A 20,283-nucleotide genomic window follows, 5' to 3' on the forward strand; every position below is an offset into this window, starting at 1 on the left:
CCCGGCACTCCGTCCCTCGACGAATCGATCCGCTCGCCACGCGAGCGGACTGGGGTTCAGGTTAACCCTTCACGCCCGGAACACCAGGGGTCGGTCCGGATTCGTCACGCGGCGTTCACACGGCGGGACGACGAGAGCCCGCCCCCTCCAGGAGGGGACGGGCTCTCGAGCGGACAGACCCGGTCAGCCGTTGATGCGCACGATCCGGTAGTCGGAGGTCCACAGCGGCTGCACGCGGACGCTCGCGCCCTCGTAGGGTGCGTGCAGGATGTTGCCGTTGCCGGCGTAGAAGCCGTCGTGGCCGTCCATGATGACGAGGTCGCCGGGCTGCGCGTCGGCGAGCGAGACGGGGGTGCCCATGGCGCCCTGGCCCGCGGCCGAGTGCGGCATCGAGATGCCGTACTGCGCGAAGACGTACATCACGAAGCCGGAGCAGTCGAAGCCGCTCGGGTCGGCTCCGCCGAAGACGTAGGGCACGCCCTGGTACTGCATCGCCGTGTTGAACACCGCCGAGAGGCTGTAGCTGGTGGTCGGGGCGGCGGCCGCGATCTCGCTGGCCGAGGCGCCGGAGTAGGAGTTGAACTCCTCGGCGGTCTCGGCGCGCGCCTCGGCGACGTCGCTCGTGTCGACGACGGGCTCGGCGACCACGACGGGCTCGGGCTCCGGTGCGGGCGGCGGGGGCGCCGCCTCGGCCGAGAAGCCGTCTCGGGCGATCGCGGCCTGCACCACTCCGCCGTCGACGGCGACGGTCTGCGCGGAGCCCTGGCGGAGGAGATCGGCTCGCGACGCCGCGAACAGGCCGTCGTCCTGGCTGCCCGGAGTGAAGGCGTAGGCGGGGAGCGCCATGGTCGCGACCAGCGCGCCGGCGAAGCCGACCATCGCGACCTTGCCGACGACACGGCCCCGGCGCTTGCGCGGGGTCCCGGCCGGCGACGGCACGAAGTCGGTGATGTCCGCGCGGCGGGCAGGAGCTGCGGGAACGGCGCGACGGGAGACGGGTGCGTCCCCGTGGATCCGGGCGCGGATGACCGGGGGCCGGTTCTCGAAGGTCGCGTCGCCGGAGCGGTCGGGGTGGTTGGAGCGGAACCGGTCGGGTGAGCCGGCGTCCTCGTTCGGGGTGAGGGGGTTCTGGGGCAAGGGGGAGATCCTCCGACGTCCCCTCAGCCCAGGCAGCTGTCCCGTCTCATGCACGAAGCATCGGTGTGCACAGGATCCGAGACGGGTGTGGGGGCGTCGGATCCCGCGCCCTGGGACCGAGGCTCGGCCGCAGGGCTCCACAGAGCGTAAGCGACCGTTACCGATTTGTCACCTTCTCGGCGGGAAGAGACCGCTCTCCCGTTCGCCTCCGGTCACCGGATGCGGTAAGGGCCCGTACGGGCCGCTCCCAGGGAGGCGCGGGTCAGACGACGAGGAAGATGTGCGCCGCGACCTCGTTGGGCAGCTCGATGCCCGCCTCGGCTCCGTCGATGCGCGCGAGCACGTAGCCGTTGAGGGCCGAGAACTCGCCCTCGGCACCGGGGACGACCCCGGCCTGCTTGAGCTGGAGGAGGAGCTCCGGATCGACCTGCGCCGGCTCGCCGAGGCGCCGGACGACGCCGCGGCGGGGCTCGCTCGACCCGGCGACGAATCGCGGCAGGCTGATGACGCCGTCGGCGAAGCGGGAGGCGGGGGTGTCGCCGAGCTCGTCCAGGCCCGGGATCGGGTTGCCGTAGGGCGACTCCGTCGGGTGGTCGAGCATCTCGAGGAGACGGCGCTCGACCTGCTCGCTCATCACGTGCTCCCAGCGGCAGGCCTCCTCGTGCACGAACTCCCAGTCGAGCTTGATGACGTCGTGGAGGAGCCGCTCGGCGAGGCGGTGCTTGCGCATGACGTGGATCGCCTTGCGGCGGCCGTCCGAGGTGAGCTCGAGGTGGCGGTCGCCCGAGACGACGACGAGGCCGTCGCGCTCCATGCGACCGACGGTCTGCGACACGGTCGGCCCGGAGTGGCTGAGCCGCTCCGAGATGCGCGCGCGCAGCGGGATGATGTTCTCCTCCTCGAGCTCGAGGATGGTGCGCAGGTACATCTCGGTGGTGTCGATCAGATCCGTCATCTCAGCCTTCCCGTCTCGGCGCGCTCCACCCTAGTGGTCGCCACGACGCAGCATCGGCGCTGCGGCGCGACGCAGGCCTCCGTCGCTCGGAGGAGGGGTGCGGGCCGGGAACCCTAGTATTAACGCATGCCGGACCTCACCATTCCTCGCGAGCTTCTCCCCCACGACGGACGGTTCGGCTGCGGCCCGTCCAAGGTGCGGCACGACCAGCTCGCCCACCTCGCGACGCAGGGCGCGCACCTCCTCGGGACCTCGCACCGCCAGGCGCCCGTCAAGGATCTCGTCGGGCGCGTGCGCGAGCACCTCGCCACGCTGTTCCGCATCCCCGACGGCTACGAGGTCCTGCTGGGCAACGGCGGCTCGACCGCCTTCTGGGACGCCGCGGCCTTCTCCCTCATCGAGCGCCGCGCCGAGAACCTCACGTTCGGCGAGTTCGGCCAGAAGTTCGCGGCCGCCGCCTCCGCGCCGTTCCTCGAGCCGGCCCACGTCGTCTCCGCCCCCGCGGGGTCCCGGAGCGAGGTCGAGATCGTCGAGGGAATCGACGTGTACGCGTGGCCCCACAACGAGACGAGCACCGGAGTGATGGCCCCGGTCCGCCGGGTCCGCGGCGACGAGGGCGCGCTCACCGTCATCGACGCCACCAGCGCGGCGGGCGGCATCGACGTCGACATCGCCGAGGCCGACGTCTACTACTTCGCCCCGCAAAAGAATTTCGCCTCCGACGGCGGACTCTGGTTCGGTCTCTTCTCCCCCGCCGCCATCGAGCGGATCGAGCGCATCGCGGCGAGCGGCCGCTACATCCCCGAGTTCCTCAGCCTCAAGAACGCCGTCGACAACTCGCGCCTGAACCAGACGCTGAACACTCCGGCGCTCTCGACCCTCCTGCTGATGGAGTCGCAGCTCGAGTGGATGAACGCCTCGGGCGGCCTGGCCTGGGCGTCGGCGCGCACGGCCGAGTCCTCCTCCGCGATCTACGACTGGGCCGAGGCCTCGAGCCTCGCCACCCCGTTCGTCGAGGTGCCCGAGCACCGCTCCCAGGTCGTCGCGACAGTCGACTTCGACGCCTCCGTCGATGCCGCTCTCGTCGCGAAGATCCTCCGCGCGAACGGGATCGTCGACACGGAGCCGTACCGCAAGCTCGGCCGCAACCAGCTGCGCGTGGCGACGTTCGTCGCGATCGAGCCGGACGACGTCCGCTCACTGCTCGGCTGCATCGACCACGTCCTCGAGCGCCTGGCGGTCTGAGGCACGCCATGCGGCTGTGGCTGCGCGAGGAGGAGCGGCGGCCCGCGCCGCCGCCCTACGCGAGCGACGACGCGACGGCTCTGCTGGTCGGGTGCGTCGTCTGGGCGGTCGCGCTCGTGGCCGTGCTCGTGGCGACGGCCGTCGGAGCCGTCATCGAGCCGGTCGTCCTGTCGACCGTCGTGATCGGACTGGTCCTCGGCACGATCGGGCTGTTCTACAGCCGCAACCGCCGCTAGACCGCGTCGGTCTCCATCCGGAGTCCGGTGCCGTCGGCCTCGGGCTCGAGACGGACGCGCAGGCCGGTGAACTCGCCGAGGCGCTCGACGTGGGTGCCGCCGCACGCGATCGCGGCGTCCCCCGCGGGGAGGGTGCAGCGCCATGTCCGCCGCGTGCTGAGGAGGTCGTCGTCGCGCTCGATGCGCACCTCCGCGTCCGAGGCGATCCACTCGGCGAGGAGGGCGTTCACCCGCTCCTGCACCTCGAGGATCTCCGCCAGCAGGCGGGCGGTGTCCATCCCGCTGCGTCGGAGGGACTTGCCGAGGCGGTAGACGTCGGTGGAGCCGGACTCGCGGATCCGCGAGGTCTGGATCGCCGCCTGGTCGAAGTCCGGGTTCCCGAGAGCGTCGGTGCGCGCCGGCTTCGACCAGAACGAGGCCAGAGCGGCGTTCAGGGCGAGGGAGGCGAGGTGGCAGGCGGTGTGCCCACGGGAGAGCTCGTGCCGGTGCTCCGCGTCGACCTCGACGTCGACCTCGTCGTCCACGTGGAGTGAGGAAGGGTCGTCGACGATGTGGACGACGACGAAGCTCCACTCCGGAGTGCCGAGCCGCGCCGGGAGCCGCTCGCCGACGTGCAGCTCGCCGCCCTGCCACGCCCCGATGCGACAGTCGATGAGGGGATGCCGCTCCCCCGCCACGGCCAGCGCGCCGCGGTCGGGCCCCTGGTCGGGCCAGGTCGGGTCGACGGGGTGAGCGGCGGTCGCATCGAGGACGACCGCCCAGCGGCCGTCCTGCAGCCGGCCCACGTGCTGCACGCGCCCGGAGGAGCGCACGGCGCCGTCGGGATAGGCGATGCGGGTGTCGGAGTCGATGCTCATCGGGCGGCGCCGGACCGGATCAGCGGCGACGTCGACGGCGACGGGTGGTCGGGGCGGGAGCGGGTTCGGGCTCGACGTCGTCGGAGTCCTCGTCGTCCGAGTCGTCGTCGTCGGAATCGTCCTCCGAGTCGTCGTCGTCATCCGAGTCGTCGTCGTCGCCCGCGTCCTCGTCCTCGTCGGAGTCGTCGTCCGACTCGTCGTCGAGGTCGTCTTCCTCGGCGTCCTCGAGCTCGTCGTCGTCCGCGTCCTCGACCTCCTCGCCGAGCGCGTCCTGCGCGGTCTGGTAGTCGGCGAGACGCACGGACCACGGCACCCAGTCCGGAGCGAGGACCGCGCCCTCGCCCGGCAGCAGCTCGACCTCCAGGACGTTCACGTCCTCGGTCTCGTCGATCCGGGACAGCGTCGCCGTCCACAGCCAACCCGGGTACCCGCGCATGAGGTTCGCGAACTGCAGCGACACGACGTGCTCGCCCTGCGCCAGAGTCGTGACCAGCTCCCCGATCGTCCCCTCGGGGGCGATCTCGGCGAGCGCGGCGCGAGCGACATCGAGAGACCCCGCGAGCACGGCGTCCGCCTCGTAGACGGGCTCGGGAGCCTCGTCCGCGGCGGCCTCGTCCGCCTCCCCCGGGGAAGCGTCGTCGTCGGCCTCGGAACGGTCGTCGGCGACGGGGGCGGAATCCTCAGCAGAAGTCGCATCCTCAGCAGGAGCCGCATCCTCAGCAGGAGCCGAGTCGTCAGCAGGAGCCATGTCCTGAGCAGGAGCCGAGCCCTCAGGTGTTCCCGCGTCGTCAGCAGGAACCGCGTCGTCAGCAGGAACCGCATCGTCAGCAAGCGCCGCGTCCTCAGCAGGAGTCGGCACTGCAGCAGAAGCCGTGTCCGCGCCGGGAGCCCCCGCCTCAGCGGCGACATCGTCGGCCGGAGGAGTCTCCTCCGCAGAGGCGGAGTCCTCGGCAGAAGCCTCGGTCACCGGGAGGGCCGCGTCGCTCTCACCCTCGCCGGAGGGAGCCTCGTCGACAGGAGCCGCCTGGTCAGCGTCGATCTCCTCGTCGGCTCCGCGCGTGTCCTCAGCGGAGGAGTCAGAATCGGCGGGAGTCGCGTCCGGCTCGGCGCCGGAGTCACCCTCTTCCGGGGACTGCTCCACGCGAGCGTCCTCCGTGGTCGGAGCGGCGACGGTCTCCTCGACCGGGCCCTGCTCGTCGGTCGTGCCGTCGGCGTCAGGCATCCAGCTCGTCCGCAACCCGGCGCAGGAGCGCCGCGATCGTGCGCCCGTGCGCCTTGTCGGGGTAGCGGCCGCGCTTGAGCCCCGCGCCGATCCCGTCGAGCAGCTTGACCGTGTCCTCCACGATCACGGACATGTCGTCCGCGGACTTCCGGTTGAGCTTCACCAGGCTCGGCGGGGCGTCGAGGACGCGCGCCGAGAGCGCCTGCGCCCCGCGCTTGCCGTCGGCGATGCCGAACTCGAGTCGGGTGCCGGCCTTGACCGCGGTCCCGGAGGGCAGCGCGGAAGCGTGCAGGAAGACCTCCTGGCCGTCATCAGTGCTGATGAAGCCGAAGCCCTTCTCCTCGTCGTAGAACTTGACCTTGCCGGTAGGCATGCAGACCCCTCCTGGAAATGAAGCAGCCATCAGTTTAGTCGACCGGGGCCGCCCTATCCTTGACGGGTGAAGCCACAGGAGCCGGCGGGCGTCGGACGCGCGGAGCGCACGCTCGCCTACATGTTCATCGCGATCATCGTCGTGACGGTCCTCGCGTTCCTCGCGATCCTGGTCGCCCCCGCGCTCGGGATCCGCGAGTACGCCGGCCCGTTCTGGCAGTTCGTCTTCGCCGTGCCGCTGGTGGGCCTGCCCATCGCGTTCCTCATGATGATCGCGATGCTCATCGTGGGGGTCCGGCGCCGCCGCGCGCAGTCCTGATCGAACGCGCTCTCCTCCTGCCGCACCGCCTTCCGTCAGGCGTTCCCCGCCGCCGAGCCGGCACCGAGCGCCCGGACAACCGACTCCCAGACTCCATACAGCCGACGGCCAGATACTGTCCTGCATGGACGGACCCCGCATTCTCATCGTCGACGACGAGCCCAACATCAGAGACCTGCTCACCACGAGCCTCCGCTTCGCCGGCTTCGCCGTGCGTGCGGTCGGCAACGGGGCCCAGGCGATCTCGGCGGTCCTCGAGGAGGAGCCGGACCTGATCATCCTCGACGTGATGCTCCCGGACATGAACGGATTCGGCGTGACCAAGCGCCTCCGCTCGGCCGGGTACACCTCCCCCATCCTCTTCCTCACGGCGAAGGACGACACCGAGGACAAGATCACGGGCCTCACCGTCGGCGGTGACGACTACGTTACGAAGCCGTTCAGCCTCGACGAGATCGTCGCGCGCATCAAGGCGATCCTCCGCCGCACCATGCACGCCGAGGAGGACGCGGTCATCCGGGCCGGCGAGCTGACCATGGACCAGGACACGCACGAGGTCCTCGTCGGCGACGAGCCGGTGGAACTCAGCCCCACCGAGTTCAAGCTGCTCCGCTACCTGATGCTCAACCCGAACCGTGTGCTCAGCAAGGCGCAGATCCTCGACCACGTGTGGGAGTACGACTTCAACGGCGATGCGGGCATCGTCGAGTCCTACATCTCGTACCTGCGACGTAAGCTCGACACGCATTCGGAGGAATCGCTCATCCAGACCAAGCGAGGATTCGGATACATGCTGAAGGTCGCGAAGGCCTAGCCTCCGCCACCTCGGCGCCACCTCCCGCCGGAGGCGCGGCGCCCGCCGATCCCGAGGGAGTTCCACCGCCATGCACCAGGGTCTGGCCGAGCGGTGGAACTCCATCTCGTTGCGCACCAAGATCACCGCGGTCACGGTCCTCCTGCTCACGCTGGGACTCCTCGTCTCCGGGATCGGGACGATGACGATGCTGAAGCCGCAGCTCGTCGCCCAGCTCGACGCGCAGCTGGCCGACCAGGTCCAGCGGACGGCGAGCGACCTCTCCGTCAACGACCTCGCCGCGATCGACGAGTCCAAGGCCGATTTCGGCGCCGTCTACGACCAGTACGGCACGCTCGACAACACGAACGCGTCCGGCGCGGCCGACCCCGCCTTCCCGCAGACCTTCACCCTCGAGCAGGCGCTGCAGGGCGGCGACAAGCCGATGGAGATCTGGAGCTCGAACGGCAAGGTCGAGTACCACGTGATGTCGACGGTGTTCACGAGGGGCACCGAGTACCAGACGCTCCTGCTCGCGGTGTCGACCCGCAGCGTCGACGTCATCATGACGACGTACCTCACGATCTTCCTCGGCTTCGGAGTCGCGATCGTCGTGATCGGCGCACTCCTCACCCGCCTGCTGGTCACCACCACCTTCGCCCCGCTGCGCGAGGTCGAGCAGACCGCCGCCGCCATCGCCGACGGCGACTTCAGCCAGCGCCTGGACGGCACGACACCCAACACCGAGGTCGGACGCCTCAACCGCTCCCTGAACGCGATGCTCGGGCGGATCGACTCCGCCTTCCGCGACCGCGCCCGCACGATCGACCAGATGCGCCGCTTCGTCGGCGACGCCAGCCACGAGCTGCGCACCCCGCTGGTCTCCGTCCGCGGCTACGCCGAGCTGTACCGGATGGGCGCTCTGCAGACGCCCGAGGCCGTCGGCCAGGCGATGGAGCGCATCGAGAAGGAGGCGATCCGGATGGGCGGCCTGGTCGAGGACCTCCTCGAACTCGCCCGCCTCGACGAGACGAAGCCTCTCGCACTCGCGCCCGTCGATCTGATGCCGCTCGCCCGCGACGCCGCGATGGACGCGATGGCCTCCTGGCCCGACCGCGACTTCGGCGTCGAGACCCGCGACGACACCCCCGTGGAGACGCCCGCGCTCGAGCCCGACGAGGCCGGCGCCTCCGCCACGCAGACCATGGAGCTGACGAACCCCGGGCTCACCGGCCCGATCGCCGCGGCAGGAGCGAGGCTCGCCCGATTCCGCCGGCGTCCGCGCCGGGTCAACGCCGAGGAGATCGCCGCCGGCACCGCCACCGCCCCCGAGGAGCCGGGCGTGCCGGCGATGGTGATGGCGGAGGAGAACAAGATCCGCCAGGTCCTGACGAACCTGATCGGCAACGCCGTCCGCTACACGCCCGAGGACACTCCGATCGAGATCGGCGTCGCCGTCGACCGCTCCCGCCGCCTCGCCCTGCTGGAGGTCATCGACCACGGCGAGGGCATCCCGCCGCAGATCCGCGAGAAGATCTTCCAGCGCTTCTGGCGCGCGGACACCTCGCGGACCCGCGAGACCGGCGGCAGCGGCCTCGGGTTGGCGATCGTCTCCTCGATCGTCGCCGCGCACAAGGGCCGCGTGGACGTCGTCGAGACGCCGGGCGGAGGCGCGACCTTCCGCGTCGCGCTGCCGCTGCTCACGGTCGGCCAGAACGGCGAGACCTCCCCCGCCTCGGTCTGATCCGCACCGCGGTCCGTCTTACCTCGGGGGCCCCTTCGGTCCGAGGTCTCCCGTCGACGTCCGCGAGCGGCACGGATCGATCCGCCCGGGGCGACCGTGACCTCGCGCACCCGGCGCTCACGGCCGCGCGCAGCTCACTCTCTCCTCTTGGGGACCACCGGGCGGCGACCCCGCCCGGACCGCTGGAGATGAGACCCGACGCTCGACGGATGCCGCGTCGCCGGATCCTGCGGAGTCGCCGTCCGCATCCGTTCCGCCGAAGACATCTCCGCCCTGACCCCGGACGTCGCGACCCGCACCGGCGCCTTCCACGCGCTTCTGGTGCCGGTGTCCGCTGAGGAGACCGAGGCGGCGCGGAGGGCGGTGCCACCGCAGGAGGACCGCCGTTGTGGTCGCGGAGCGGATTCAGAACCACCTGCCGGTTCGGTCGCCTGCTGCTCGCTCAGATGCCTCCGGAAACGCCGAAGGCGGCTCCCCCGGAGGGGAACCGCCTTCTGCGTGGTGGGGGGACGGATTAGAAGTCCATGCCTCCGGTGGGGTCGCCGCCCGCGGCGACCGGGTTCTTCTCGGGCTTGTCGGCGACGACGGCCTCCGTGGTGAGGAAGAGACCGGCGATCGACGCCGCGTTCTGCAGAGCGGAGCGCGTGACCTTGACCGGGTCGATGATGCCCGCGGCGATGAGGTCGACGTACTCGCCGGTCGCGGCGTTGAGGCCGTGTCCGGTGGGCAGCTCGCGGACCTTCGCAGCGACGACGCCGGGCTCCATGCCCGCGTTGAGGGCGATCTGCTTGAGCGGGGCGTCGATGGCGACCTTGACGATGTTCGCGCCGGTCGCCTCGTCTCCGACGAGCTCGAGCTTCTCGAAGGCGAGCTTGCCGGCCTGGATGAGGGCGACGCCACCACCGGCGACGATGCCTTCCTCGACGGCGGCCTTCGCGTTGCGGACGGCGTCCTCGATGCGGTGCTTGCGCTCCTTGAGCTCGACCTCGGTCGCCGCTCCGGCCTTGATGACCGCGACGCCGCCGGCGAGCTTCGCGAGGCGCTCCTGGAGCTTCTCGCGGTCGTAGTCGCTGTCGGTGTTCTCGATCTCGCCGCGGATCTGCGCGACGCGGCCGGCGATGGCCTCGGCGTCGCCGGCACCCTCGACGATCGTGGTCTCGTCCTTGGTGATGACGACCTTGCGGGCCGAGCCGAGCAGGTCGAGGGTGACGTTCTCGAGCTTGAGGCCGACCTCCTCGGAGATGACCTGGCCGCCGGTGAGGATCGCGATGTCCTGGAGCTGCGCCTTGCGACGGTCGCCGAAGCCGGGGGCCTTGACGGCGACCGACTTGAAGATGCCGCGGATCTTGTTGACGACCAGGGTCGCCAGCGCCTCGCCGTCGACGTCCTCGGCGATGATCAGCAGCTGCTTGCCCGCCTGGATCACCTTGTCGACGACCGGGAGCAGGTCCTTGATGTTCGAGACCTTGGAGTTGACGATGAGGATGTAGGGGTCCTCGAACACCGCCTCCTGGCGGTCGGGGTCGGTCACGAAGTACTGCGACAGGTAGCCCTTGTCGAAGCGCATGCCCTCGGTGAGCTCGAGCTCGGTGCCGAAGGTGTTCGACTCCTCGACGGTGACGACGCCCTCCTTGCCGACCTTGTCGATCGCCTCGGCGATGATCGCGCCGATCTCGGGGTCCGCGGCGGAGATGGAGGCGGTCGCCGCGATCTCCTCCTTGGTCTCGATCGCCTTCGCGCCGGCGATGAGCTCGGCGGTGACGGCCTTGACGGCCTTCTCGATGCCCTTCTTGAGGCTGATCGGGTCGGCGCCGGCCGCGACGTTGCGCAGGCCCTCGCGGACGAGCGCCTGAGCGAGGACGGTCGCGGTGGTGGTTCCGTCGCCGGCGACGTCGTCGGTCTTCTTGGCGACCTCCTTGACGAGCTCGGCGCCGATCTTCTCGTACGGCTCGTCGAGCTCGATCTCCTTGGCGATGGAGACGCCGTCGTTCGTGATGGTGGGAGCGCCCCACTTCTTCTCGAGGACGACGTTGCGGCCGCGCGGGCCGAGGGTCACCTTGACCGCGTCGGCCAGAGTGTTGAGTCCACGCTCGAGGCCGCGGCGGGCTTCTTCGTCAAAAGCAATGATCTTGGCCATGTGTGTTTCTCGTCCCTCCCGGACGTCGTGAAATGTCTGTGCTGGCACTCGACCGGAGCGAGTGCCAAGGTCGATTCTGGCACTCGCGGTGGACGAGTGCAAGCGACCGGCACGCGCTCCGACACGAAGGAGCCGCCGCCCGCACGAGGCGGACGACGGCTCCCGGGAGGCTCGGCGGTCAGGCCGGGCGGACCGATTCGGCCTGGGGGCCCTTCGACCCCGTGCCGACCTCGAACGCGACCTGCTGCCCCTCCTCGAGGACCTTGTACCCCGACATGTCGATCGCGGAGTAGTGGACGAAGACGTCCTGTCCGCCGCCGTCGACCGTGATGAAGCCGTAGCCCTTCTCAGCGTTGAACCACTTGACGGTTCCGTTCGCCATCTCTGTACTCCCCAGTGCTGTGATGCCCGCGGCACGAGCGATGTGCTGGTGCCTGGTCAGGAATACTAATCCGGCTATCGGCCCCGGGAGGGGCTGGAAAGGGCCTCGCGGGGAAGAGTTGCCCGGGATTCAACACGGAGGAAACGTGCCCGTAACAGAGGGCCCCGATCAGCCCTGCTCGGACGCGTAATCGGCCCCCAGGACCACGACGACGGAGCCCGTCTCGACGAAGTCCTGCGAGAGCAGGACGGTCCCCGTTCCGAGCGAGTCGACGAGACCGAGGGCCGCTCCCTCGAGCGCCGGGTCGGTGAAGTAGACGGTCGTGGCGGCGATGTCCTCGGTGTTCGCGTTCGCGACGGTCGGGACGCTCCAGCCGGCCGTCGTCAGGGCGTCGCCGGCGCTGGCGGCGAGTCCGACGGTGGCGGTGCCGTTGAGGATGGCGACGGCGAGCTCGGGATCGAGCGTCGCGGCAGCGGTCGGAGTCGCCTCCGCGGTCGCGGTGGGCGGAGTGAACACGTCTGTGAACTGCACCCGGTCGTCGATGACCAGCAGCCCGATGAAGCCGAGCAGGACGATGACTCCGGTGGCGAGCGCGGCCCAGGCGAGGGCGACGGCGCGGGCGTGAGGGGCCGGCGGCCGGCGGTGGGCGCCGACGCGCGCCTCCGTCGCCGGGACCTCGTCGAAGCGGTCTCTCGGGTGCGTGTTCGACATCGGGGGTACGGCCGGCCTTCCGTTGGTGGACTCGAGCAGCTCGTCTACTCGAGGCGCCCGAGGCGTCGCGAGGCGCGGGCGCCGGCGCGCTGGTCGCGGATGCGCTGCAGCCGCGTGACGAGCATCGGGTCGTGCGCGAGGGCGGCCGGAGAGGCGAGCACCGCGCTGAGCACCTGATAATAGCGGGCGGCCGACAGTCCGAACTGGGAGCGGATGGCGTCGTCCTTGTCCCCGGAGCGGGCCGTCCACTCGCGCTCGAAGGCGAGCACCCGCAGCTCGCGCTCGGACAGACCGGTGCCCGGCCTCGGGTCCGTCGTCCTGCTCATCCCCCCAGGGTAGGCAGGCGCGATGCCACCGCAGGGGAGGCGCTCCGAACGGCTCGTGACCGCGTCGCGGCGTGCCGGCGGGGAGTCTCCTCCAGAGCCCGTGGAGGCGGAATGGAGCCGTCGTCCCGGGGGTTGGACCAGGTGGAGGGGCGCGACCGCCCCCGTACACTGACGAGGATTCCGAGGGAGACCCATGTCGTCGTATTCCGTGAACAAGTCCGACGCCGAGTGGCGCGAGGAGCTCGACCGCGACCAGTACGCGGTCCTGCGCGAAGCGGCCACCGAGCGCCCGTGGACCGGCGAGCTGCTCGACGAGCACCGCTCCGGCCTCTACACCTGTGCCGCCTGCAACGCCGAGCTCTTCAAGAGCGGCACCAAGTTCGACTCCGGCTGCGGCTGGCCGAGCTTCTACGAGTCCGTGAACCCGGACGCGGTCCAGCTGATCGAGGACAGCACCCTCGGCATGGTCCGCACCGAGGTCCGCTGCGCGAACTGCGGATCCCACCTGGGACACGTCTTCCCCGACGGCTTCGGCACGCCCACCGGCGACCGCTACTGCATGAACTCGATCGCCCTGAACTTCCAGGCCGAGGGCGAGTGACCGTGTCCTCCTCCCCCGTGCTCGAGGCCGTCCTCGCGCGCCGATCGCGCTCGAAGGTGACGCCGGAGGCTCCGGGGCACGACGAGATCGCGGCGTTCGTCTCGGCGGCGTCGCGTCTCGCCGATCACAGCTCGCTGCGCCCGTGGCGGGTCATCGAGATCCGCGGCGCCGCCCGCGACCGGGTCGGCCGCAGCTTCGCGATCGCCTCGGGCGCGAAGAAGGACCCGCGGAAGTACATCGAGAAGACGCACCGCGCCTCCCTGCTGCTGGCCGTCGTGGTCAGCGTCAAGAAGTCGAAGGTGCCGGCCTGGGAGCAGGAGGCCGTCGCCTCGGGCGTCGCCCACCTCCTGAGCCTGCTGCTCGACGAGGCGGGCTGGGGCGTCTTCTGGCGCACCGGCTCCTACACGCGCGACAAGGCCGTGCGGAAGGCGCATCGCCTCGAGAAGGGCGAGGAGCTGCTCGGCTGGCTCTACGTCGGCCGTCCCGACGGGAAGATCGGCGGCCCCAAGCGTCCCGCTCCCGCCGAGCGGCACCTCAGCATCCTCGAGCCGTGAGACGCGGCGGGCCCCGATCCGGGCGGATCCGGGGCCCGCGATAGGGTGGCCGGGCGCGCGAGCGCACCTGCCGACGTGGCGCAATTGGTAGCGCACCCGACTTGTAATCGGGCGGTTACGGGTTCAAGTCCCGTCGTCGGCTCAGGAGAGAAGAAGGCCCCGACCGCTGTGTGCGGTCGGGGCCTTCTGCATGCGCGGGGTTCTTGCGCGTCCGGGGCTCAGCCCGCGGCGGCCGGAGTGGGCTCGGAGGAGGCCGGAGCCTCGGTGGAGACCGGGGCGTCGCTGGGAGCGGGGGTCTCGGTCGACGCGGGGGCCTCGGTCGAGGCGGGCGTGTCGCTCGGCGCCGGGGTCTCGGAGGAGGTGGGCGCGGGAGTCGCCGACGAGTAGGAGTCGGCGGCGGCCGAGAGCACGAAGGAGCTGAAGGCGTCCGGGTCGGTCAGCGAGCCCGAGTAGGCCTCGCCATCGACCAGGACGGTCGGGGTGCCTGTGACCGCGGGCACGTCCGTGCCGGGCAGCGGACCCGAGGTGGCGCGCTCGGTCGCGGCGCGGACCCAGCTCACGAAGCTCTGGTCGTCGATGCAGGTGTTCACGGCCGCCGTGTCCTCGACGCCCGCCTGTGAGGCGTAGTCCTTCAACTGGTCGTCCGAGAGTCCGTCGGTCCCCTCCGCCGGCTGGTTGGCGAACAGCAGGGAGTTGAAGTCGAAGAAGGAGTCGGGCGAGCGGTCCGCGACGCACGCGGCGGCGTTGGCCGAGCGCTCCGAGTACTTGGTGCCGTTGGAGCGGGTCGTGAGGATGGCGATCGGGTGGATCTCGACCGTCGCGGCACCGCTGGTCACCCACTCCTTGATCTGGTCGCCGTTGGTCTTCTCGAACTGGCCGCAGTAGGGGCAGAGGTAGTCGAGGTAGACCCGGATGTCGACCGTGCCGGCCGAGGTGTCGAGCGCGCTGGGGGTGGGCGTCCCGTCGGCGGCGACGGCGCCGCTCGTCTGCGCGACCATGTTCTCGCCGATGACGACACCGTCGCTCGCCATGTTCGCCGGGCCCGGGCCCGCGGGGCGGATGCTCGAGGTGACGGCGAAGACCACGATCACGACGACCGCGATCACGACGGCGGCGAGCCCGCCCTGCAGGGCGAAGCGGCTCACGCGGTCGCGGCGCTTCTGCTGCTCGCGCAGGCGGCGCGCCTTCTCTCGGGCGGCCTCTCGTCGCTGGTTCTTCGAGAGACGGTCGTTGGCTCCGCCGGTGGTCATGACAAGAACGCTCCGAATGAGAGAGGGGGAAGAAGGGGGTCGCCGGGCGCGACTCGCCGGAATCCTACGCGCGAGCCCTGGGAAACCTCCAAACGACGGATACGCGGTGCCCGACCGACGACTGTCGGCCCCGTGGCATACTGTGACGGTTGGTCGGAGTCGCCCACGCGATGATGACCATCACTTCCATTCACTCGGATCGTCCGGCACGTACCTGCCGGTGAAGGAGCAAGAACAATGGCGTCCGTAACTTTCGACCACGCGTCCCGCGTCTACCCCGGGGCCACTCGCGCCTCCGTCGACAAGCTCAACCTCGAGGTGGGCGACGGCGAGTTCCTCGTCCTCGTCGGCCCCTCCGGCTGCGGCAAGTCCACCTCCCTGCGCATGCTCGCCGGCCTCGAAGAGGTCAACGAGGGCCGCATCCTCATCGGCGACCGCAACGTCACGGACGTTCCGCCGAAGGACCGCGACATCGCGATGGTCTTCCAGAACTACGCGCTGTACCCGCACATGTCGGTCGCCGAGAACATGGGCTTCGCGCTCAAGATCGCCGGCGTCAACAAGGACGAGCGCGCCGCGCGGGTCCTCGAGGCCGCGAAGATGCTCGACCTCGAGCCCTACCTGAACCGCAAGCCGAAGGCGCTCTCCGGTGGCCAGCGCCAGCGCGTCGCGATGGGCCGCGCCATCGTCCGCAAGCCCCAGGTCTTCCTCATGGACGAGCCGCTGTCGAACCTCGACGCCAAGCTCCGCGTGTCCACCCGCACCCAGATCGGCACGCTGCAGCGCCGCCTGGGCATCACCACGGTCTACGTCACCCACGACCAGACCGAGGCGCTCACCATGGGCGACCGCATCGCGGTCCTCAAGGACGGCCTCCTCCAGCAGGTCGGCTCGCCCCGCGACCTGTACGAGAACCCGAACAACGTCTTCGTGGCCGGCTTCATCGGCTCGCCCGCGATGAACCTGTTCCACGCGGACGTCACCGACGGCGGCGTCAAGTTCGGCGACACCGTCCTCCCGATCGCCCGCGAGGCGCTCGCGAAGACGAGCCAGAAGGTTGTCACGCTCGGCGTGCGCCCCGAGGACGTCACCGTCTCGACCCAGCCCGGCGGACTGCCGATCGAGGTCGACCTCATCGAGGAGCTCGGCTCGGACGGCTACCTCTACGGCCACACCGAGGTCGAGGGCCGCCGCACCGACATCGTCGCGCGCGTCGACGGCCGCGTGCACCCCACCGCGGGCGACCGCGTGTACGTGACCGCGAACCACCGCGTGCACATCTTCGACGCGGAGTCGGGCGAGCGCCTCTCCTGAGCCTCCTCCTGCACCGCACGCTGCCGCCGTCCCCTCCAGGGCGGCGGCAGCGTCGTCTGCGGCTCCCCCACCGTCCGACACGCGACACGAACGGCGCACCATGTCCGGCTCCCTGAACATCACCTCGGCCACCGTCGACCCGGCCCTGCTCGACCTGCCGTGGAACCTGCGGCTCGACGACTGGCCCGACGAGTACATCGCCGCCCTGCCGAAGGGCATCTCACGGCACACGGTCCGCTTCGCCCACCTCTCCGGTCACGTCGTCGCCGTCAAGGAGACGACCGCCGAGATGTCGCGGCGCGAGTACGAGATGCTCAAGACGCTGCAGCGCCTCGACGTGCCGTGCGTGGTGCCGGGCGCCGTGATCACGAACCGCACCGACGACGAGGGCGAGGCCCTGCCCGCCGTGCTGGTCACCCGTCACCTCAAGTTCTCGCTCCCCTATCGGGCGCTCTTCTCGCAGACGCTGCGGCCGGACACGGCGACCCGTCTGGTCGACGCGCTGGCGCTCCTCCTGGTCCGCCTGCACGTGATCGGCTTCTTCTGGGGCGACGTCTCGCTCTCGAACACTCTCTTCCGGCGCGATGCCGGCGCCTTCGCCGCCTACCTGGTCGATGCGGAGACCGGGCAGCTCTACTCGGGCGGCCTCTCGAACGGCCAGCGCGAAAACGATCTGGAGATCGCCCGCGTCAACATCGCCGGCGAGCTGCTCGACCTCGAGGCCGGCGGTCGCGTCGACGACGACCTCGATCCGATCACGGTCTCCGACGGCATCGTCGCGGCGTACCGCAGCCTCTGGAAGGAGCTGACCGGTGCCGAGTCGTTCGCGACCTCGGAGCGCTGGCGGATCAACGACCGCGTGAACCGGCTGAACGAGCTGGGCTTCGACATCGAGGAGCTCGCGATCAAGACCGACGAGGCCGGGTCGACGGTGCGCATCCAGCCGAAGGTGGTCGACGCCGGCCACCATCAGCGGCGGCTGCTCCGTCTCACCGGGCTGGACGCGCAGGAGAACCAGGCGCGGCGCCTGCTCAACGACCTCGACTCGTACACGGCGACCTACGACAAGCAGGGCCTGGACGAGGAGATGGTGGCGCACGAGTGGCTGGCGCAGGTGTTCGAGCCGGTCATCCGCTCGATCCCACGCGATCTCAAGGGTCGCCTGGAGCCGGCCGAGATGTTCCACCAGCTGCTCGAGCACCGCTGGTTCATGTCGCAGCAGCAGGCGCGCGACGTCCCCCTGGCGGAGGCGGTCACCGCCTACGTGAACGACATCCTGCGTCATCGCCGCGACGAGGCGACGGTCATCGCTCCTCCCACCGAGGCGCTGACCCTCCCGAACCTCGTCCTCGACGAGTCCGGCGACGCCGAGCTCACCGACGAGGACGCCGACGTCGACTGGACGAAGAACGTCTGACCCCATCACCGCAAGAGGGCCCGTGCTGTCAGCACGGGCCCTCTTCGCATCCCCCCGGCTCGCTCGCCGCAGGCGGCGCCCTCGGTCCGCTCGCCGCAGGCGGCGCCCCTGACATCCAGACCTGGAGCGCGGGTGCCGGCGCGGTGAGCTGCAAGGCGGAGGAGGAAGCGATACCGGCGGTATCGCGCCCGACGACAACGCCGCAGATCACCGTGCCGGTGCCCGCGCTACTCGGAGGCGGAGCGGAGTTTGGAGATCTCGTAGAGCGCGACCGACGCCGCGATCCCGGCGTTGAGGGATTCGGTGGCGGAGCTGATCGGGATGGAGACGACGGCGTCGCACTGCTCGGTGACGAGGCGGGAGAGGCCCTTGCCCTCGCTGCCGACGACGACGAGGAGCGGCCGGTCGGCGAGTTCGAGGCCGGGGAGCATCACGTCGCCGTCGCCGTCGAGTCCGATGACGAAGACGCCTGCGCGCTTGAAGTCCTTGATCATGGCGGTGAGGTTGGACGCCATCGCGACGGGGATGCGTGCGGCGGCTCCGGCGGAGGTCTTCCAGGCGGCGGAGTTGAGGCCCACGGAGCGGCGCTGCGGGACGATGACGCCCTGTCCGCCGAACGCGGCGACGGAGCGGATGATCGCTCCGAGGTTGCGCGGGTCGGTGATGCCGTCGAGGGCGACGAGGAGGGGGACCGCTCCGCGGGAGACGCTGCGCTCGAGCAGGTCGCTCGGGTGGGCGTACTCGTAGGGCGGCACCTTCAGCACGAGACCCTGGTGCACGGAGTCGGGGCCCGCGAGGCGGTCGAGCTCCGGGCGCATGACCTCGAGCACGGGAAGGCCGCGGGCGGTGGCGATCTTGAGCGCCTCCTTGACCCGGTCGTCCATCTCGATGCGGGTCGCCAGGTAGAGGGTGGTGGCCGGGATGCTGGCGCGCAGCGCCTCGAGGACCGAGTTCCGGCCCGTCACCATCTCGAAGTCGTCGCCGGTCTTGGGCTTGCGCGACGGGGCGGGGCGCCCCTGTCCGCGGGCGGCCGCGGAGAGGGCTCCGCCGGGACGGCCCTTTCCGCCGGCGGCGACGAAGCGCTCGCGCGCGAGCTTCGCCTTGCCTGCGGGGTGGTAGGGCCGGTCCTCGGCTTTGGGCGTGGGCTTCTTGCCCTCGAGAGCCTGACGGCCCTGACCGCCGGAACCGACGGCCTTGCCCTTGCTCTTCTTTCGCACCGCTCCGGGGCGGCCGGGCTTATTCGCCATCAAGACTCCAATGCGCACCCGTCTGGGTGTCTTCGATCGTGATTCCCGCCGCGGCGAGATCGGTTCGGATGCGGTCGGCGCTCGCCCAGTCGCGCTGCTCGCGCGCGGTCTGGCGTTCGGCGACCAGGCGGTCGACCAGCACGCTGAGCGCGCGGTACGAAGGTTCGTCGTCGGAGCGCGCCCACTCGGGCGCCTCCGGGTCGATGCCGAGCACGGCCGCCATCGCGAGCACCTGGGTGCGCAGGGCCGAGACGGAGCCGAGGTCCTCGGCGTCGAGGGCGGCGTTGCCGGCGCGCACGGTCTCGTGCAGGACGCCGATGGCCTGCGGGACGGACAGATCGTCGTCCATCGCCTCGGCGAACTCCTCCGGGACCACCGGCTCGCCGAGCGCGGCGAACCGCGTGCCGTCGAGGCGGCGGCGGGAGCGCTCGAGGAAGCCCTCGATCCGCTCCAGCGCCGCTTCGGCCTCCTCGAGGGCTCCGTCGTGGAACTCGAGGGTGGAGCGGTAGTGGGCCGAGCCGAGGTAGTAGCGGACGACGAGCGGGCGGGCCGCTTCGAGCAGCTCGGAGGCGAACACCGAGTTGCCGAGCGACTTGCTCATCTTCTGGCCGGTGACGGACACGAGGCCGTTGTGCAGCCAGTAGCTGGCGAAGGCGTGGCCGGCGGCGCTGGACTGGGCGAGCTCGTTCTCGTGGTGGGGGAAGCGCAGGTCGAGCCCGCCGCCGTGGATGTCGAACTGGGTGCCGAGGTACTTCGTCGACATCGCGGAGCACTCGATGTGCCAGCCGGGGCGGCCGGCGCCCCACGGCGAGGCCCAGGCGGCCGACTCGGGCTCCTCCGGCTTGGCGCCCTTCCAGAGAGCGAAGTCGTGCGGGTCGCGCTTGCCGCGCGGGTCGGCGTCGGTCGCCGCCTCCATGCTCTCGAGGCGCTGGTGGGTGAGTGAGCCGTAGTCCGGCCAGGACCGCGTGTCGAAGTAGACGTCGCCGGAGTCGTCGGGCGCCGGGTAGGCGTGACCGCGCTCGATCAGGGTCTGGATGAGCGTGATCATCTCGGCGATGCTCGCGGTCGCGCGCGGCTCGTAGGTCGGCGGGAGGATGCCGAGGGCCGTGTACGCGGCGGTGAACTCGAGCTCCACGCGGTAGGCGAGGGCCCACCACTGCTCGACCGGCGCGCCCTCGGGCACCCGACGCCGCGCGTCCTCGGCGATGGCGAGGATCTTGTCGTCGATGTCGGTGACGTTGCGCACCAGGGTGACCTGGAAGCCGCGGTACGCCAGCCAGCGGCGCAGCTGGTCGTAGGCGAGGGCGGAGCGCAGGTGCCCGATGTGGGGCGAGGACTGCACGGTGGGTCCGCAGACGTACATCCCGACCTCGTTCTCGCGGAGGGGGACGAAATCGACGAGGGCCTGGGCCTTCGAGTCATGCAGTCGCAGAGTCACGCGGGCGAGTTTACCGGGCGGACCGC

Annotated in this window: 21 protein-coding genes and 1 tRNA gene; 10 read left to right on the forward strand and 12 right to left on the reverse strand. The window is 70.7% G+C overall.

What is annotated here, in order from left to right; all coding sequences use genetic code 11:
- Window positions 1–183: 183 nt before the first annotated feature.
- Window positions 184–1,137: a C40 family peptidase gene (locus C5C53_RS17285; protein WP_244229473.1), complete on the reverse strand. Its 954-nt coding sequence runs from the start codon at window positions 1,135–1,137 to the stop codon at window positions 184–186.
- A 262-nt stretch (window positions 1,138–1,399) separates the two neighbouring features.
- Window positions 1,400–2,092 (reverse strand): metal-dependent transcriptional regulator, encoded by a 693-nt coding sequence (locus tag C5C53_RS03975; protein ID WP_104224606.1) that lies wholly within the window; start codon window positions 2,090–2,092, stop codon window positions 1,400–1,402.
- Between the two features lie 126 nt (window positions 2,093–2,218).
- Here C5C53_RS03975 and serC point away from each other — a divergent pair, with 126 nt between their 5' ends.
- Together serC and C5C53_RS03985 are read left to right on the forward strand one after the other, a co-directional pair.
- On the forward strand, window positions 2,219–3,337 hold the full coding sequence (gene serC, locus C5C53_RS03980; RefSeq protein ID WP_104224605.1) for a phosphoserine transaminase: 1,119 nt from the start codon (window positions 2,219–2,221) through the stop codon (window positions 3,335–3,337).
- Between the two features lie 8 nt (window positions 3,338–3,345).
- Window positions 3,346–3,573 (forward strand): DUF2530 domain-containing protein, encoded by a 228-nt coding sequence (locus tag C5C53_RS03985; RefSeq protein WP_104224604.1) that lies wholly within the window; start codon window positions 3,346–3,348, stop codon window positions 3,571–3,573.
- On the opposite strand, the gene C5C53_RS03990 is transcribed toward C5C53_RS03985, so the two are convergent.
- Genes C5C53_RS03990 through C5C53_RS04000 form a run of 3 tightly spaced genes read right to left on the reverse strand, consistent with a single transcriptional unit; the run spans window position 3,570 to window position 6,025 of the window.
- A complete protein-coding gene (locus C5C53_RS03990) occupies window positions 3,570–4,430 on the reverse strand; it encodes a metal-dependent hydrolase (protein WP_104266884.1) in 861 nt (286 codons plus the stop codon). The two genes, C5C53_RS03985 and C5C53_RS03990, sit on opposite strands and share 4 nt — an antisense overlap.
- Before the next feature lie 19 nt (window positions 4,431–4,449).
- Window positions 4,450–5,652: a DUF3027 domain-containing protein gene (locus C5C53_RS17370; RefSeq protein WP_258075367.1), complete on the reverse strand. Its 1,203-nt coding sequence runs from the start codon at window positions 5,650–5,652 to the stop codon at window positions 4,450–4,452.
- Window positions 5,645–6,025 (reverse strand): cold-shock protein, encoded by a 381-nt coding sequence (locus C5C53_RS04000; protein ID WP_104224602.1) that lies wholly within the window; start codon window positions 6,023–6,025, stop codon window positions 5,645–5,647. The genes C5C53_RS17370 and C5C53_RS04000 overlap by 8 nt, the downstream gene beginning before the upstream one ends.
- A gap of 66 nt (window positions 6,026–6,091) precedes the next feature.
- Here C5C53_RS04000 and C5C53_RS04005 point away from each other — a divergent pair, with 66 nt between their 5' ends.
- The 3 genes from C5C53_RS04005 (at window position 6,092) to C5C53_RS04015 (ending at window position 8,880) form a co-directional block, all read left to right on the forward strand.
- Entirely contained in the window at window positions 6,092–6,343 is a 252-nt protein-coding gene (locus C5C53_RS04005) for a hypothetical protein (RefSeq protein WP_244229474.1), read from the forward strand.
- Between the two features lie 124 nt (window positions 6,344–6,467).
- Window positions 6,468–7,157 (forward strand): response regulator transcription factor, encoded by a 690-nt coding sequence (locus C5C53_RS04010; RefSeq protein ID WP_055787731.1) that lies wholly within the window; start codon window positions 6,468–6,470, stop codon window positions 7,155–7,157.
- Between the two features lie 70 nt (window positions 7,158–7,227).
- Complete coding sequence (locus C5C53_RS04015; protein ID WP_104224601.1) at window positions 7,228–8,880, forward strand: HAMP domain-containing sensor histidine kinase; 1,653 nt, start codon at window positions 7,228–7,230, stop codon at window positions 8,878–8,880.
- Between the two features lie 514 nt (window positions 8,881–9,394).
- Here C5C53_RS04015 and groL read toward each other — a convergent pair.
- The 4 genes from groL to C5C53_RS04035 form a co-directional block, all read right to left on the reverse strand.
- Window positions 9,395–11,017: a chaperonin GroEL gene (gene groL, locus C5C53_RS04020; protein WP_104224600.1), complete on the reverse strand. Its 1,623-nt coding sequence runs from the start codon at window positions 11,015–11,017 to the stop codon at window positions 9,395–9,397.
- Window positions 11,018–11,195: 178 nt separating this feature from the next.
- Entirely contained in the window at window positions 11,196–11,399 is a 204-nt protein-coding gene (locus C5C53_RS04025) for a cold-shock protein (RefSeq protein WP_104224599.1), read from the reverse strand.
- A gap of 168 nt (window positions 11,400–11,567) precedes the next feature.
- On the reverse strand, window positions 11,568–12,110 hold the full coding sequence (locus C5C53_RS04030; protein WP_104266885.1) for a LytR C-terminal domain-containing protein: 543 nt from the start codon (window positions 12,108–12,110) through the stop codon (window positions 11,568–11,570).
- A gap of 44 nt (window positions 12,111–12,154) precedes the next feature.
- Window positions 12,155–12,436, reverse strand: coding sequence for a DUF3263 domain-containing protein (locus C5C53_RS04035; protein ID WP_104224597.1), 282 nt, complete (start codon window positions 12,434–12,436; stop codon window positions 12,155–12,157).
- Between the two features lie 193 nt (window positions 12,437–12,629).
- Here C5C53_RS04035 and msrB point away from each other — a divergent pair, with 193 nt between their 5' ends.
- From msrB to C5C53_RS04050, 3 genes are all read left to right on the forward strand, one after another.
- Entirely contained in the window at window positions 12,630–13,037 is a 408-nt protein-coding gene (msrB, locus tag C5C53_RS04040; RefSeq protein ID WP_104255437.1) for a peptide-methionine (R)-S-oxide reductase MsrB, read from the forward strand.
- Window positions 13,034–13,591, forward strand: a complete 558-nt coding sequence (locus C5C53_RS04045) for a nitroreductase family protein (RefSeq protein WP_104266886.1) — start codon at window positions 13,034–13,036, stop codon at window positions 13,589–13,591. The genes msrB and C5C53_RS04045 overlap by 4 nt, the downstream gene beginning before the upstream one ends.
- Before the next feature lie 69 nt (window positions 13,592–13,660).
- Window positions 13,661–13,733, forward strand: a tRNA-Thr gene (locus tag C5C53_RS04050).
- A 76-nt stretch (window positions 13,734–13,809) separates the two neighbouring features.
- Here the strand turns inward: C5C53_RS04050 and C5C53_RS04055 are convergent.
- Window positions 13,810–14,841, reverse strand: a complete 1,032-nt coding sequence (locus C5C53_RS04055) for a thioredoxin domain-containing protein (RefSeq protein WP_104266887.1) — start codon at window positions 14,839–14,841, stop codon at window positions 13,810–13,812.
- 237 nt (window positions 14,842–15,078) lie between these two features.
- Here C5C53_RS04055 and C5C53_RS04060 point away from each other — a divergent pair, with 237 nt between their 5' ends.
- Both C5C53_RS04060 and C5C53_RS04065 read left to right on the forward strand, forming a co-directional pair.
- Window positions 15,079–16,155 carry an ABC transporter ATP-binding protein gene (locus tag C5C53_RS04060; protein WP_104224593.1) on the forward strand — a complete coding sequence of 359 codons (1,077 nt, stop codon included), beginning with the start codon at window positions 15,079–15,081 and terminating at the stop codon, window positions 16,153–16,155.
- Between the two features lie 100 nt (window positions 16,156–16,255).
- Complete coding sequence (locus tag C5C53_RS04065; protein ID WP_104226481.1) at window positions 16,256–17,572, forward strand: DUF4032 domain-containing protein; 1,317 nt, start codon at window positions 16,256–16,258, stop codon at window positions 17,570–17,572.
- A gap of 227 nt (window positions 17,573–17,799) precedes the next feature.
- Here the strand turns inward: C5C53_RS04065 and rlmB are convergent, their stop codons facing one another.
- Together rlmB and cysS are read right to left on the reverse strand one after the other, a co-directional pair.
- Entirely contained in the window at window positions 17,800–18,819 is a 1,020-nt protein-coding gene (rlmB, locus tag C5C53_RS04070) for a 23S rRNA (guanosine(2251)-2'-O)-methyltransferase RlmB (protein ID WP_104266888.1), read from the reverse strand.
- On the reverse strand, window positions 18,809–20,257 hold the full coding sequence (cysS, locus tag C5C53_RS04075) for a cysteine--tRNA ligase (protein ID WP_104224590.1): 1,449 nt from the start codon (window positions 20,255–20,257) through the stop codon (window positions 18,809–18,811). The genes rlmB and cysS overlap by 11 nt, the downstream gene beginning before the upstream one ends.
- Window positions 20,258–20,283 lie beyond the last annotated feature (26 nt).

This window comes from Rathayibacter sp. AY1E3, from assembly GCF_002932235.1.
Taxonomy (GTDB): domain Bacteria; phylum Actinomycetota; class Actinomycetes; order Actinomycetales; family Microbacteriaceae; genus Rathayibacter.

Bases quoted from the DNA above. Each gene is read 5' to 3' on its own strand.
- C5C53_RS03975 (WP_104224606.1), bottom strand. From the start codon at position 2,092: ATGACGGATCTGATCGACACCACCGAGATGTACCTGCGCACCATCCTC.
- serC (WP_104224605.1), top strand. From the start codon at position 2,219: ATGCCGGACCTCACCATTCCTCGCGAGCTTCTCCCCCACGACGGACGG.
- C5C53_RS03985 (WP_104224604.1), top strand. From the start codon at position 3,346: ATGCGGCTGTGGCTGCGCGAGGAGGAGCGGCGGCCCGCGCCGCCGCCC.
- C5C53_RS03990 (WP_104266884.1), bottom strand. From the start codon at position 4,430: ATGAGCATCGACTCCGACACCCGCATCGCCTATCCCGACGGCGCCGTG.
- C5C53_RS17370 (WP_258075367.1), bottom strand. From the start codon at position 5,652: ATGCCTGACGCCGACGGCACGACCGACGAGCAGGGCCCGGTCGAGGAG.
- C5C53_RS04000 (WP_104224602.1), bottom strand. From the start codon at position 6,025: ATGCCTACCGGCAAGGTCAAGTTCTACGACGAGGAGAAGGGCTTCGGC.
- C5C53_RS04010 (WP_055787731.1), top strand. From the start codon at position 6,468: ATGGACGGACCCCGCATTCTCATCGTCGACGACGAGCCCAACATCAGA.
- C5C53_RS04015 (WP_104224601.1), top strand. From the start codon at position 7,228: ATGCACCAGGGTCTGGCCGAGCGGTGGAACTCCATCTCGTTGCGCACC.
- groL (WP_104224600.1), bottom strand. From the start codon at position 11,017: ATGGCCAAGATCATTGCTTTTGACGAAGAAGCCCGCCGCGGCCTCGAG.
- C5C53_RS04025 (WP_104224599.1), bottom strand. From the start codon at position 11,399: ATGGCGAACGGAACCGTCAAGTGGTTCAACGCTGAGAAGGGCTACGGC.
- C5C53_RS04030 (WP_104266885.1), bottom strand. From the start codon at position 12,110: ATGTCGAACACGCACCCGAGAGACCGCTTCGACGAGGTCCCGGCGACG.
- C5C53_RS04035 (WP_104224597.1), bottom strand. From the start codon at position 12,436: ATGAGCAGGACGACGGACCCGAGGCCGGGCACCGGTCTGTCCGAGCGC.
- msrB (WP_104255437.1), top strand. From the start codon at position 12,630: ATGTCGTCGTATTCCGTGAACAAGTCCGACGCCGAGTGGCGCGAGGAG.
- C5C53_RS04055 (WP_104266887.1), bottom strand. From the start codon at position 14,841: ATGACCACCGGCGGAGCCAACGACCGTCTCTCGAAGAACCAGCGACGA.
- C5C53_RS04060 (WP_104224593.1), top strand. From the start codon at position 15,079: ATGGCGTCCGTAACTTTCGACCACGCGTCCCGCGTCTACCCCGGGGCC.
- C5C53_RS04065 (WP_104226481.1), top strand. From the start codon at position 16,256: ATGTCCGGCTCCCTGAACATCACCTCGGCCACCGTCGACCCGGCCCTG.
- rlmB (WP_104266888.1), bottom strand. From the start codon at position 18,819: ATGGCGAATAAGCCCGGCCGCCCCGGAGCGGTGCGAAAGAAGAGCAAG.